Origin of the sequence: Mesorhizobium loti, assembly GCF_013170705.1 — a bacterium.
In the GTDB taxonomy this organism is placed as follows: Bacteria; Pseudomonadota; Alphaproteobacteria; order Rhizobiales; family Rhizobiaceae; genus Mesorhizobium; species Mesorhizobium loti_D.
This window is the reverse complement of the sequence record NZ_CP033334.1, coordinates 5,222,894-5,235,561: the sequence shown is the minus strand read 5'-3', so window position 1 is coordinate 5,235,561 and position 12,668 is coordinate 5,222,894. Positions and strand designations below refer to the sequence as shown.

The following is a 12,668-nucleotide window of genomic DNA, read 5'->3' as shown; positions in this document are numbered from 1 at the left end:
AACGAGCGGTTGAGGTAAACACGCGAAACTCCGGAAGACAAATTGTCGCCGGATTTCCGTCGCAAGTGCTTGGACGATGGGGGCCGGACATCAAGACCGGTGGCGATCGAGAGGCTGTCTAGAGTGGGACTTTTTGGCATGACCGAGAGATATAATGCGCGCCTCGCGCTGCTGGCGCCGCTTGTCGCATCGGGCCTCGCTTTGTCCGGCTGCATGGGCTCTCCGACCTACGGCACCGACAAGACTGCCGCCGAACAGCTCGCCGGCGATCTCACCGGCGCCGTTTCCTTCGCGCCGAAGCGCAGGGATCCGATCGACTACAAGCCGCGCCCCACCCTGGTAAAGCCCGCTCCCGGACAGAAGGAAGCCCTGCCTGCACCGCAGGACAGCATCGAGACGGCAAGCGCCGAATGGCCCGAATCGCCCGAGCAGCGCCGTGCGCGCTTGCGCGCCGACGCCACCGCCCACCAGAATGATCCGAACTACCAGGCCGAGATCGTTGACGACGTGCAGACGGATCCGGCTTCGGTTAAAAAGGCTATGGCAGAGTCTGGTTCCAGCCACCCGCCGGCTTGGTCGCCCGCTGACTCCGACAAGGGTCGCGCCGCTGAAATCCAGCGCCGTCTCGCCGTGAGCAAGCAGGGCGATCCGAACACGCGCAAGTATTTGAGCGAGCCGCCCTTGGCCTACCGTGTCGCATCGGACACCGCGCCACAGAACGAACTCGGCGAGGACGAATACAAGAAGGAACGCCGTTTGAAGAAACAGGCGGAAGGCAAGAAGGGCGGCTGGTTCGATTGGCTGCCGTCGCTCTAAGAACGGCCCGCGCTGCCTTTTCGGTGGCATGACATCAGTCGCGGCGTTCCCTGAAAAATTCCTTGAGCAGCAGGGCCGCTTCGGTCTCTGCCATACCCGGATAGATGTCGGGCGTGTGGTGACAGGTCGGGGAGGCGAAGAAGCGCACGCCGTTGACGACAGCACCGCCCTTTTCGTCCTCGGCGCCGAAATAGAGACGGCGCAGCCTGGCGAAGGAAATGGCGCCGGCGCACATGGCGCAAGGTTCCAGCGTCACATAGAGATCGTGGCCGGTAAGCCGCTCGCTTGAGAGTTTCCCACACGCTTCGCGGATGACCAGCATCTCGGCATGCGCCGTCGGGTCCGCCAGCTCGCGGGTACGGTTGCCGGCACAGGCCACGATTGTGTTGCCCGTGGCGATGACGGCGCCGACCGGCACTTCGCCGCGCAAGGCTGCCGCTTCGGCCTCCTTCAGCGCCGCCGCCATGAAATCCGGCCGCTTCACGCGGTTTCCATTCCGATTATCTCCTCGCCACGCCAAGCTTTTGATTTTCGTTCCCCTTGCCGGAAATACCGGCCTCCACTTTTCCCTGACAAACTCTGATGATCCTGTTATTGAGCGCATCAGCCTGAAAATCGGACTCGATTTTCAGAAAAGATCATGCGCCAAATCAAAGTGCTACAGCGTTCGTTGCGCGCCCGAAAGGATGCGCCACGATGTAGCAGCGCAAACGGACGAAGGCCACATGGACGACAACGACAAGAAATCTCCGCGCCAAAAAGGTCCGGGCAAGAAACCCGCGGCTCCGCGAGGCGACAGGGGCGGCAAGCCATCCTTCGGCGCCAAGAAACCCTACGCGCCGCGCGGCGATCGTCCGATGGCCACCGAGGGCGAGCGCCCGAAGCGCGACTTCAAGGGCGGCGACAAGCCATTCAGCAAGGGGCCGCGCCCTGCGGGCAAGCCGTATGAGAAGCGCGAAGGGCCACGCAAGCCCTACGCGCCGCGCGGCGACCGGCCAATGGCGGCTGAAGGCGAGCGCAAGCCGTATGAGAAGCGCGAAGGGCCACGCAAGCCCTACGCGCCGCGCGGCGACCGGCCAATGGCGGCTGAAGGCGAGCGCAAGCCGAATGAGAAGCGTGAAGGACCGCGCAAGCCTTATGCGCCACGCGGCGACCGTCCGATGGCGGCTGAAGGCGAGCGCAAGCCGTATGAGAAGCGTGAAGGACCGCGCAAGCCTTATGCGCCACGCGGCGACCGTCCGACGGCGGCCGATGGCGAACGCAAGCCGTATGAAAAACGTGAAGGGCCACGCAAACCCTACGCGCCGCGTGGCGACCGTCCTGTTGCCGCTTCAGCAGAGGGCGGCGAAAAGCGTTTCGATCGCCCCAAGCGTGATTTCGGCGATCGTCCGAAGCGTGACTTTTCCGACCGTCCGAAGCGCGACTTCAGCGATCGTCCCAAGCGCGACTTCGGTGATCGGCCGCAAGGGGCATCAGGTGGCTTCAAGCCGCGACCACGGTCCGCCGAAGCCACGGAAGAGGCCGGCGAACGCATCGCCAAGCGGCTGGCGCGCGCCGGGCTTGCCTCGCGCCGCGATGCCGAGGAGCTGATCGCCGCCGGCCGCGTCAAGGTCAATGGCCGGGCGCTGACATCGCCGGCGTTCAATGTCATGCCAGGCGACATCATTCATCTCGACGGCATGGAAATCCCGCCGATCGAACGCACACGCCTGTTCCTTTTTCACAAGCCGGCTGGCGTCGTCACCACCAACCGCGATCCCGAGGGCCGCAAGACCGTCTTCGACGTGCTGCCGGCCGAATTGCCACGGCTGATGACCATTGGCCGGCTCGACATCAACACCGAAGGCCTGCTGCTGCTCACCAACGATGGTGGCCTGTCGCGCGTGCTCGAACTGCCGGCCACCGGCTGGCTGCGCCGCTACCGCGTGCGCGTCCACGGCAAGGTCGAGGAAAGCGCGCTTGCCGGGCTGCGCGAAGGCATTGCCGTCGACGGCGTGTTCTATGGCGCCATCGAAGCCAGCCTCGACCGCGAGCAGGGCTCAAATGCCTGGCTGACGATCGGCCTGCGCGAAGGCAAGAACCGGGAAGTGAAGAACATCCTCGGCGCGCTCGGCCTCGACGTGACGCGGCTGATCCGCATCTCCTACGGCCCGTTCCAGCTCGAGGACCTTCCCGAAGGCCATGTGCTGGAGATCAAGGGCCGCGTGTTGCGCGACCAGCTTGGCGAACGCCTGGTGGAGGAATCCGGCGCCAATTTCGATGCCGAGATAACAAAGCCCTTCTCCAACAAGCCGGTGCGGCGCACTGAGGTTCGCGAGCCGGAACCCGAACGGCCGAAATTCACGCGTGATGGCGAGCGCCGGCCGATCGGCGAGGGCGGGCTGATCAAGAACCGCAAGCGCCGGGAAGGCAGCCGCGACGAGGCGCTCGGCAAACTGTCGACAAGCCCCGACAGAAGCGAGAGGCCGGAAAAGAGCTTTGGCGAGCGCGGTCCGAGGCCAGAGCGTGGTGGCTTTGGTGACAAGCCACGCGGCAGTTTTGGCGACAAGCCGCGCGGTGGCTTCGGCGACAAACCTCGTGGCGGCAAGAAATCCGAACGCGAGCAGCGGCCGATCGAGCCGCCCGGCCAGCGCAAGGCCAATGTCTGGATGGCGCCTGGTGCCCGGCCGATCGGCAAGGGCAGGGCGGAAGCCGATGCCGCCAAGGCGGCCGACGCCAAGGCGCGCAAGGCGTCGTTCAAACCGTCCTATGGCAAACCCGGCGGAAAACCGGCAGGCGCCAAGCCGTTCGGCAAGCCGCGCGGCGAGCGTCCTGGCGGCGCCGGCGGCGGTGAGCGGCCGCGCGGCGGCCCCAAGGGTCCCCGGACACGATGAGAATCGTCGGCGGTGAGTTTCGTGGGCGTCCGCTGGCGACGCCTCGCAGCAGCGCCATCCGCCCGACGACCGACCGCACCCGCGAGGCCGTCTTCAACGTGCTGGCGCATCGTTTTGCCGAACAATTGGACGGCGCGCGTGTGCTCGACCTGTTCGCCGGAACCGGTGCGCTCGGTCTGGAGGCGTTGTCGCGCGGGGCATCCTATGGTGTCTTCATCGAGGAATCCGCCGAAGGCCGTGGCCTGATCCGCGACAATGTCGAGGCCTTCGGCCTGACTGGCCGCACCAAGATTTTTCGTCGCGATGCGACAGGTCTTGGCGAGGCGGGCACGCTGGCGCCGTTTGGCCTCGTCTTCGCCGACCCGCCCTACGGCAAGGGCCTTGGCGAGCTTGCCTTGCGGTCGGCGAAAGCCGGCGGCTGGCTGCGCCCCGGCGCGCTGTGCGTGGTCGAGGAGACGGCGGCGGTTCCCTTCGAACCAGGCCCGGGCTTTTCCGTGCTGGATGAGCGCAATTACGGTGAAACCGTGATCCGTTTCATCGAGGCTGAATGATACGCCCGCGTTCGCGATCCCTTCCGAAGTCAAACGGTAGGCCGAGCGCCTTCAAAATGACGAACAAATTCGCTTTGCCTCGGCTGGCAACCCCGCCTATCGTCCCGTCATGACAACCGGAGCCATCGATGAAACGTCCTGAATGGCTGCGCGCAATGCTGCTGACGACCGCTCTGGCGCTGATCAGCCCCGCCCTTGCAGCCGATGATGGCACGGTCACCGACTTCCTGCTCGACAACGGCATGGAAGTGGTCGTCATTCCCGACCATCGCGCGCCGATCGTCACTCATATGGTGTGGTACAAGATCGGCAGCGCCGACGAGCCGCCGGGCAAGTCCGGCATCGCCCATTTCTTCGAACATCTGATGTTCAAGGCGACGACAAATCACGCGGCCGGCGAGTTCGACCGCGCCGTCTCCGACATTGGCGGCTCCAACAACGCCTTCACCTCCTACGACTACACCGCTTTCCACGAGACGGTGGCGCCATCGGCGCTCGAGCAGATGATGGGCTTCGAGGCGGACCGGATGCGCAACCTCATCCTCACGGATGATGTCATCAAGACCGAGCGCGATGTCATCCTCGAGGAGCGCCGTTCGCGCATCGACAACAATCCGCAGGCGGTGCTCGACGAGGAAGTCGATGCCACGCTGTGGCAGAACCAGCCCTATCGCATTCCGGTCATCGGCTGGATGCAGGAGATGGAACAGCTGAACCGAACCGACGCCACCGCCTTTTATGACAAGTACTACCGGCCAAACAATGCCGTGCTGATCGTGGCCGGCGATGTCGAACCGGAGACGGTGAAGGCGCTGGCCGAGAAGACCTATGGCAAGGTGGCGCGCGGCCCGGACCTGCCGCCGCGCGTCCGCCCGGTCGAGCCGGAGCAGAACACCAAGCGCACCGTCACGCTCTCCGACGCCCGCGTCAGCGTGCCGAGCTTCTCGACGCAATGGGTGGTGCCATCCTACCACACCGCCAAGCCGGGGGAGGCCGAGGCGCTTGACCTGCTTGCCGAAATCCTCGGCGGCGGCAACCGCAGCCGGCTCTACCAGGCGCTTGTGGTCAAGCAGGGCATCGCGTCCAATGCTGGTGCGTATTTCCAGGGCACCATGCTCGACGACACCAATTTCACCGTCTTTGGCGCGCCGCGCGGCGACGCCAAGCTGGCCGACGTCGAGGCCGCGGTCGATGCCGAGGTGGCGCGCATCGCCAGCGACGGCGTCACACCCGATGAGCTTGAAAAGGCCAAGGACCGCTATATCAGGTCGATGGTCTTTACCCGCGACAAACAGGACTCCATGGCCGAAATGTATGGCTCGACGCTCGCCACCGGCGGCAATGTGCAGGATGTCCAGCAATGGCCGGACCGTATCCGAAAGGTCACGGCCGACGAGGTCAAGGCCGTCGCCGCACGCTACCTGGTGCTGGCTCGCTCGACGTCAGGCTATCTCTTGCCGCAGCAACAGGCGGGGAATTGATGATGAACTCGATCCTCATGGACGTTGGCACCGCAAAAGCCGGTGATTGGCGAAATCGTCGCTTGGAGCGTCCGTCCGACCGTTTGCCGGGAGAGGATGCCGGCAGGCAGATGAGGGGCGGCGCCGACCTTGCTACATCGTCGCCAAGGCATATCGGCGTTCCGCTGGTTACTCTGCTCCTCACCATCCTCTTCCTGGTCCCGCCGGCGCTTGCGGCCCGCGCCATGGAAATCCAGTCCGTCACCTCGTCGAAGGGTGTCACGGCCTGGCTGGTGGAGGATTATTCGGTACCGATCGTTGCCGTCCGCCTGGTCTTCGGTGGCGGCTCGACACAGGACCCGCCGGGCAAGGAAGGTCTGGCCAATCTGATGACTGGCCTGTTCGACGAGGGTGCCGGCCCGCTCGATTCGGAAGCCTTCCAGATCAAGCTCGACGATGCCGGAGCCGAGATGAGCTTCGACGAGAGCCGCGACGGCATCTATGGTTCGATGCGCATGCTGGCCGAGCAGCGCGACGAGGCGTTCGACCTGCTGCGGCTGGCGGTCAACGAGCCGCGCTTCGACCAGGTGCCGATCGATCGCATCCGCGCCCAGATCCTGTCCGGCATCATCGCCAACGAGAACGACCCCGACACGGTGGCGCAGAACAAATGGGCGCGTGCCGTCTATGGCGACCACCCCTATTCGCGCTCGGACCAGGGTACCAGGAAGAGCATAGCGGCCATCACTCAGGATGATCTGAAGACCCTGCACAAGGCGGTGTTCGCCCGCAGCGGCCTTCATATCGCCGTCGTCGGCGCCATCGACGCCGAAACGCTGAAGAAGAAGCTCGACATGGTGTTCGGCGACCTGCCACAGAACCAGGCGCTCGCGCCTGTCGCCGATATCGAGCCCAAATTGGCGCAGCATCTGGAAGTCAATTACGACTTGCCGCAGACCTCGCTGCAACTCGCCTGGCCCGGCGTGAAGCGCAAGTCGGCGGATTTCTTCCCGGCGGTGCTGATGAACGAGATCCTCGGCGGCGGCACCTTCACGTCGCGCCTGTTCCAGGAGGTGCGCGAAAAGCGCGGGCTGGCCTATGGCGTCAACTCCTCGCTGGTCAACCAGGATCATGCCAACGCGCTGATTGTCACCACCGGAACGCGCTCTGACCGCGCGGCCGAGACGCTCGGCATCGTGCGCGATGTCGTCAAGCAACTGGCCGAGAACGGTCCGACCGAGGCGGAACTCGCGGCGACCAAGAAATACCTGATCGGCGCCTATGCCATCAACAATCTGGACTCATCGAGTTCCATCGCCGCGACGCTGGTTGAATTGCAGCTCGACGATCTCGGCATCGACTATATGCAGCGCCGCGCCGGTTACATCAACGCGGTGACGCTCGACCAGGTCAAGGCGGCTGCGAAAAAGCTGCTGACGGCCGAGCCGACCATCATGGTGGTCGGACCTCCGCTGGCGGGGGCCGGCAAGGGATGAGCCCGACTTTCGGCATAGCTTTCGGCGGCGGCGGCGCGCGCGGGCTGGCGCATATCCATGTCATCGAGGTGCTGGACGAACTCGGTATCAAGCCGGTAGCGATCGCCGGTTCGTCGATCGGTGCCATCATGGGTGCCGGCATGGCCGCGGGCATGACCGGCAAGGATATCCACGACTACGCCCGCTCGATCCTCGGCCGGCGCGCCGAGGTGGCGAGCCGTATGTGGCGCGCTCGTCCGGGCACGATCGCCGAAGCCATGCAGAACGGCATCCGTGTCAGCCAGTTCAATGTCGAGCGTATCCTGAAGGCGTTTCTGCCCGAGGCCATTCCCGAAACCTTCGCCGAGCTGAAAATTCCGCTGAAGGTGACGGCGACCGATTACTTCGGCCATAAGCTGGCCGTGTTCGCGGATGGCGACCTGCATTCCGCCCTGGCCGCTTCGGCAGCCATTCCCGCCGTGTTCCGCCCGGTGATGCGCGACGGCAGGCTGCTGATCGATGGCGGCATCTACAATCCCGTGCCATTCGACCTGATCGAGAACGACGCCGACATCATCATCGGCGTCGACGTCGTCGGCGCGCCCGAAGAGGTCGACCGCAAGCAGCCCACCTCCGTCGACCTGATGTTCGGCGCCACGCAGCTAATGATGCAGTCGATCATCGCCAACAAGCTGAAACAATGCCGCCCCGACATATTGGTCCGCCCGGCAGTGTCAAAATACCGCGTGCTCGATTTCCTGAAGATCGACGCATTGATGAGCGAGACGGCTGATATCAAGGATCAGCTAAAGCGCGAGGTTGAGAGGGTGGTGGAGGCGCGGGGCGGGAAGGGAAAGCGCGGGAAGAGGGTGGCTGGGTGAGGGGGCTTCGAGCGCCTGCATTGGATGTTCGATCGTGGATTGATCAGCCTTTCCGATGGTTTGGAAATCTTGATCTCGGCAGGTCAATGACCTTGAAAGCGTGCAAGGGTTCGTAAACAGGACTGGGCGCGCGCTTCCGCCTCGCCGACAGCTAGAACGTCCGCATCCTCATTTCCTGCAATGGCACCGCGAAAACTGTTTCAAAGAGTTATGCTTCGCCGACGCACCAAACCCCTCAGTCCTTCGCCCGCTCCACATAAGCCCCATCGGCGGTCATCACCACCACGCGGGTGCCCGGCGCGATGTGCGGCGGCACGGCGGTGCGCACGCCGTTGGAGAGCACGGCGGGCTTGTAGGACGATGACGCCGTCTGGCCCTTGGTCGTCGGCTCGGTTTCGACCACTTCGAAGGTGGCGCGCTGCGGCAGCACAAGGGCGATCGCGATGCCGTTGAACTGCGAGATCTGCACCGGCATGCCTTCCTGCAGGTAGGGGGCCGCGTCGCCCACCACGGCTTCCGTCACCGCCACCTGGTCGTAGGTCTCCGGGTTCATGAAGTGATAGCCTTCGCCGTCGGCATAGAGGAAGGTGTGCTCGCGCTCCTCGACATAGGCGCGCTCCACTTGCTCGGTGGTGCGGTAGCGCTCCGAAACCTTCACCCCATCGCCGATGCGGCGCATGTCGAGCTGCGTCACGGGCGTGCCCTTGCCTGGGTGGATGTTTTCGGCAAAGAGGATCACATAAAGCTTGCCGTCCTTGTCGACGACATTGCCTTTGCGGAGCGAACTGGCGATGACTTTCACCACGGTTTTAAATCCTGCGAGAGTTGACGGGCGTTTGCCGGCTTGTGCGGCGCTGGTAGCGCATCTTGGCGCGAACCGCCAGCCCCTGCTGCAAACTGACATTGCCCGCACCAGCACGTCTTCAATCCGCTCATGACCGCCGCTTCACCCTGGTGGACGCCGCATGTCCACGCCGATCGCCGCCCGCGCCTGCTGCTGCGCAATGGCCTGACTGCTGCCCTGCGCGACTGGTTTGCCCGCAACGATTTCATCGAGGTGGAAACATCGGCCTTGCAGGTCTCGCCCGGCAACGAGGCGCATCTGGCGGCTTTCGCCACGGAGGCGGTCGGCCCGGATGGCGCGCGCGCGCCGCTCTATCTCCACACCTCGCCGGAATTCGCCTGCAAGAAGCTGCTCGCCGCCGGTGAACCCAGGATCTTCAGCCTCGGTCCGGTCTACCGCAATCGCGAACGCGGCCCCTTGCACCATCCCGAATTCACCATGCTCGAATGGTACCGGGCGGGCGAGACCTATGAGAGCCTGATGCGCGATTGCGCCGATCTGCTGGCGCTGGCCGCGACGAGGGCAGGGGCGATGCGCTTTTCCTTCCGGGGCCGTGATTGCGATCCCTTCGCCGAGCCCGAACGGCTGACGGTGGCGGATGCCTTCACCCGACATGCCGGCATCGATTTGCTGGCCACCGTCGCCGCCGATGGCGGCACCGACCGGCACGCGCTCTACGCCGCCTTGACCAAAACCGGCCTGCGAACCGCGCCTGACGACAGCTGGGCCGACCTGTTCAGCCGGGTGATGGTGGAGAAGATCGAGCCCAACCTGGGGCAGGGGCGCGCGACCATCCTGTGTGAGTATCCGGTCGCCGAGGCGGCGCTGGCCCGGCCGAGCCCGCGCGATGCCCGCGTCGCCGAGCGCTTCGAGCTCTATTGCTGCGGTGTCGAGCTCGCCAACGGCTTTGGCGAACTGACCGATGCTGAAGAACAGCGTCGGCGCTTCATCCTCGAGATGGACGAGAAGGAGCGCATCTATGGCGAACGTTACCCGGTGGACGAGGATTTTCTCGCCGCCCTTGCCATCATGCCGCAGGCCAGCGGCATCGCGCTCGGCTTCGACCGGCTGGCGATGCTGGCGACCGGTGCCCGGAAGATCGAGGATGTGATCTGGACGCCCGTGGCCGAGCCGTGAACCGACCGGCTACCGGCTTTGTCCTTGATCCGCCCGCCAAGAAGCTGGCGCCGACACCTGCGATCGATCCACTGATTCCGGCCTTCGCCATTGCACAAGCCGGATTGGAACAATAGATGGTGGGCGGCGGCCATGGGCTGGCCGTAGCAGCAGGATCACAGGCATGACCGATACGCTTGATGCAGCAAAGTTGACCGACCGTGTCGCGGCCCTGGTCGAAGCTGCCAAAAAGGCTGGCGCCGATGCCGCCGACGCGGTTGCCGTGCGCGGCCGCTCGACTGGTGTTTCGGTGCGGCTCGGCAAGGTCGAGGGCACGGAATCATCCGAGAGCGAGGATGTCGCGCTGCGCGTCTTTGTCGGCAAGCGGGTGGCAAGTGTCTCGGCCACCGCTGCGTCCGACCCGGCAGCGCTTGCCGAGCGCGCCGTGGCCATGGCGAAAGTCTCGCCCGAGGACCCGTACCAGGGGCTGGCCGATCCGGCGCTGCTGGCAAGGCAAACGCGTGATCTCGACCTGTTCGATGCCACCGAAGTGTCCGCCGACCAGTTGAAGGAAGCAGCCCTTGCGGCGGATGAGGCAGCACTTGCCGTCAAGGGCGTGACCAATTCGGCCGGCGCCAGCGCCGGTGCCGGTCTTGGCGGCCTGGTGCTGGCCACCTCGCACGGGTTCCTTGGCCACTATGTCGGCTCGCGTTTCTCGCGCTCGGCCAGCGTCATCGCCGGCGAAGGCACTGGCATGGAGCGCGACTATGAATTCTCCTCGCGCCAGCATTTTGCCGATCTCGACGCGCCGGCGGATATCGGCCGCAAGGCCGGCGAGCGCGCCGTGCGCAGGCTTGGCGCGCGCAAGGCGGCGACCGGACCGATCGACGTGGTGTTCGATCCGCGCGTGGCGCGCGGCATCGCCGGCCATATTGCCGGCGCCATCAATGGCGCCTCGGTCGCGCGCAAGACCTCGTTCCTGCGCGACATGATGGGCAAGCAGGTAGCCGCATCCGCGATCACCGTCACCGACGAGCCGCTCAGGCCGCGTGGCCAGGCCTCGCGTCCCTTCGACGGCGAAGGCGTCGAGGGCGAAAAGCTTCTCATGATCGACAAGGGCGTGCTCAACCACTGGTTCCTGTCGACTTCGGCGGCGCGCGAACTGGGACTGATCACCAACGGGCGCGGATCGCGCAGCGGCTCCTCCGTTTCGCCGTCCTCCACCAATTTCGCCATCGAGCCGGGCGAGCGCTCGCCCGAGGATCTGATCAAGTCGCTCAAGACCGGTTTCTATGTCACCGAGGTGTTCGGCCAGGGTGTCGACATGGTGACAGGCGAGTACAGCCGCGGCGCTTCCGGCTTCTGGATCGAGAATGGCGAACTGGCCTATCCGGTCGCCGAGGTCACCATCGCCTCCAACCTGAAGACGATGTTCCTCAACATGGTGCCGGCTGATGACCTCGACCGCAATTTCGGCACCGCCGCACCGACGCTCCTGATCGAAGGCATGACCCTTGCCGGAGCCTGAGCCGATCACCGCCGGTGCCCCTTCTGACGCCGGCGGGGATCTGCCGCTGCTGCAGGACGCCGCCCGCGAAGCGGGTCTCATCGCCATGCGCTACTTCGGCAACAGCCCGCAAGTCTGGATGAAGGGCGGCACCTCGCCGGTCAGCGAAGCCGACCATGCGGCGGACGCCTATCTGCGCGGCACCCTGCTGGCGGCGCGGCCGGACTATGGCTGGCTGTCGGAAGAGACGGTCGACGATCCGGCGCGGCTTTCGGCGCGCCGCACCTTCGTCGTCGATCCGATCGACGGCACGCGCGGCTTCCTGGAAGGCCAGCGCACCTGGTGCGTCAGCGTCGCCGTCGTCGAGCAGGGCCGCACGCTCGCCGGCGTGCTCGAATGCCCGGCAATGGACGAAACCTACTGGGCGCTGCCCGGCCAGGGCGCGTTCCGCAGCGGCAAGCGCATCGCCGTGCGCGCGCTTGGCGACAAGGCCGAGATATCAGGGTTGAAGCAGTTGATCGACCTGGTGCCGGCCGGCTGGCAGAAGCGGCTGACACGGGCGCCCTACAGCCCGTCGCTGGCCTATCGGCTCGCAATGATCGCCAACGGCACGCTCGACGCCACCTTCGTCAAGCCGAACGCGCATGACTGGGACATTGCCGCCGCCGATCTCATCCTGCGCGAGGCCGGCGGCCAATTGCTCGACCCGAATGGCCGCGCGCCGCTCTATGCCGGGGAGGTGACCCGCCACGGCGCGCTCGCCGCCGGCAGCGGTGAATTGCTGGCGGTGCTCGTCGACGTCATCGCCGGGCTGGATGCGTGAAAGCATTTTCGAAGGTTCCAAAGTCGGCGGCTTTGGTCTAGACCTGTCACAAACTCACAATATGTGAAGGACCGACATGACCGCGGAAGACGGTAAGAAACAGCTTTTGCATCTGGTGTTCGGCGGCGAACTGAAGAAACTTGGGGGTACCGAGTTCCGCGATCTCGATGGGCTCGACATTGTCGGCATCTATCCAGACTATCAATCCGCGCACACAGCGTGGAAAGCCAAGGCGCAAGCCAGCGTGGACAATGCCCATATGCGTTATTTCGTCGTTCATCTGCACCGCCTGCTGGATCCCGACAGCAAGGACGCCGGTTGA

12 protein-coding genes and 1 pseudogene are annotated in these 12,668 nt (G+C 64.9%); 11 read left to right on the top strand and 2 right to left on the bottom strand.

The genetic code is table 11. The features are described from left to right. Positions 1-138: 138 nt before the first annotated feature. Positions 139-816 (top strand): hypothetical protein, encoded by a 678-nt coding sequence (locus tag EB815_RS25845; protein WP_081294697.1) that lies wholly within the window; start codon positions 139-141, stop codon positions 814-816. A gap of 34 nt (positions 817-850) precedes the next feature. Here the strand turns inward: EB815_RS25845 and EB815_RS25840 are convergent, their stop codons facing one another. Further along, positions 851-1,300, bottom strand: coding sequence for a nucleoside deaminase (locus tag EB815_RS25840; RefSeq protein ID WP_056562904.1), 450 nt, complete (start codon positions 1,298-1,300; stop codon positions 851-853). A 241-nt stretch (positions 1,301-1,541) separates the two neighbouring features. On the opposite strand from EB815_RS25840, the gene EB815_RS25835 reads away from it, so the two are divergent. The 6 genes and pseudogenes from EB815_RS25835 to EB815_RS33670 all read left to right on the top strand — a co-directional run. After that, entirely contained in the window at positions 1,542-3,689 is a 2,148-nt protein-coding gene (locus EB815_RS25835; RefSeq protein WP_065005120.1) for a pseudouridine synthase, read from the top strand. Continuing rightward, a complete protein-coding gene (gene rsmD / locus EB815_RS25830; protein ID WP_056562902.1) occupies positions 3,686-4,240 on the top strand; it encodes a 16S rRNA (guanine(966)-N(2))-methyltransferase RsmD in 555 nt (184 codons plus the stop codon). The genes EB815_RS25835 and rsmD overlap by 4 nt, the downstream gene beginning before the upstream one ends. Before the next feature lie 128 nt (positions 4,241-4,368). Beyond that, a complete protein-coding gene (locus EB815_RS25825) occupies positions 4,369-5,721 on the top strand; it encodes a M16 family metallopeptidase (RefSeq protein WP_056562899.1) in 1,353 nt (450 codons plus the stop codon). A gap of 110 nt (positions 5,722-5,831) precedes the next feature. Beyond that, complete coding sequence (locus EB815_RS25820; protein ID WP_056565467.1) at positions 5,832-7,196, top strand: M16 family metallopeptidase; 1,365 nt, start codon at positions 5,832-5,834, stop codon at positions 7,194-7,196. Further along, entirely contained in the window at positions 7,193-8,056 is an 864-nt protein-coding gene (locus tag EB815_RS25815) for a patatin-like phospholipase family protein (protein WP_056562896.1), read from the top strand. The genes EB815_RS25820 and EB815_RS25815 overlap by 4 nt, the downstream gene beginning before the upstream one ends. A gap of 18 nt (positions 8,057-8,074) precedes the next feature. Continuing rightward, a pseudogene (locus tag EB815_RS33670) lies at positions 8,075-8,264 on the top strand (HNH endonuclease); the annotation flags it as partial. Positions 8,265-8,291: 27 nt separating this feature from the next. Here the strand turns inward: EB815_RS33670 and efp are convergent. Further along, positions 8,292-8,861 (bottom strand): elongation factor P, encoded by a 570-nt coding sequence (gene efp, locus EB815_RS25810; protein ID WP_081294698.1) that lies wholly within the window; start codon positions 8,859-8,861, stop codon positions 8,292-8,294. Between the two features lie 129 nt (positions 8,862-8,990). On the opposite strand from efp, the gene epmA reads away from it, so the two are divergent. The 4 genes from epmA (at position 8,991) to EB815_RS25790 (ending at position 12,668) form a co-directional block, all read left to right on the top strand. Further along, positions 8,991-10,037 (top strand): EF-P lysine aminoacylase EpmA, encoded by a 1,047-nt coding sequence (epmA, locus tag EB815_RS25805; RefSeq protein WP_056562890.1) that lies wholly within the window; start codon positions 8,991-8,993, stop codon positions 10,035-10,037. 163 nt (positions 10,038-10,200) lie between these two features. After that, complete coding sequence (locus EB815_RS25800; RefSeq protein ID WP_056562887.1) at positions 10,201-11,544, top strand: TldD/PmbA family protein; 1,344 nt, start codon at positions 10,201-10,203, stop codon at positions 11,542-11,544. Beyond that, positions 11,531-12,346 (top strand): 3'(2'),5'-bisphosphate nucleotidase CysQ, encoded by an 816-nt coding sequence (locus EB815_RS25795; protein ID WP_056562884.1) that lies wholly within the window; start codon positions 11,531-11,533, stop codon positions 12,344-12,346. Before EB815_RS25800 ends, EB815_RS25795 begins: the two co-directional genes overlap by 14 nt. A gap of 76 nt (positions 12,347-12,422) precedes the next feature. Beyond that, entirely contained in the window at positions 12,423-12,668 is a 246-nt protein-coding gene (locus EB815_RS25790) for a DUF4170 domain-containing protein (RefSeq protein WP_056562882.1), read from the top strand.

Excerpts from the sequence above, each read along its gene's own strand:
- epmA (WP_056562890.1), top strand. The coding sequence starts at position 8,991 with ATGACCGCCGCTTCACCCTGGTGGACGCCGCATGTCCACGCCGATCGC.
- EB815_RS25825 (WP_056562899.1), top strand. The coding sequence starts at position 4,369 with ATGAAACGTCCTGAATGGCTGCGCGCAATGCTGCTGACGACCGCTCTG.
- EB815_RS25800 (WP_056562887.1), top strand. The coding sequence starts at position 10,201 with ATGACCGATACGCTTGATGCAGCAAAGTTGACCGACCGTGTCGCGGCC.
- EB815_RS25845 (WP_081294697.1), top strand. The coding sequence starts at position 139 with ATGACCGAGAGATATAATGCGCGCCTCGCGCTGCTGGCGCCGCTTGTC.
- EB815_RS25835 (WP_065005120.1), top strand. The coding sequence starts at position 1,542 with ATGGACGACAACGACAAGAAATCTCCGCGCCAAAAAGGTCCGGGCAAG.
- rsmD (WP_056562902.1), top strand. The coding sequence starts at position 3,686 with ATGAGAATCGTCGGCGGTGAGTTTCGTGGGCGTCCGCTGGCGACGCCT.
- EB815_RS25820 (WP_056565467.1), top strand. The coding sequence starts at position 5,832 with ATGAGGGGCGGCGCCGACCTTGCTACATCGTCGCCAAGGCATATCGGC.
- EB815_RS25815 (WP_056562896.1), top strand. The coding sequence starts at position 7,193 with ATGAGCCCGACTTTCGGCATAGCTTTCGGCGGCGGCGGCGCGCGCGGG.
- EB815_RS25790 (WP_056562882.1), top strand. The coding sequence starts at position 12,423 with ATGACCGCGGAAGACGGTAAGAAACAGCTTTTGCATCTGGTGTTCGGC.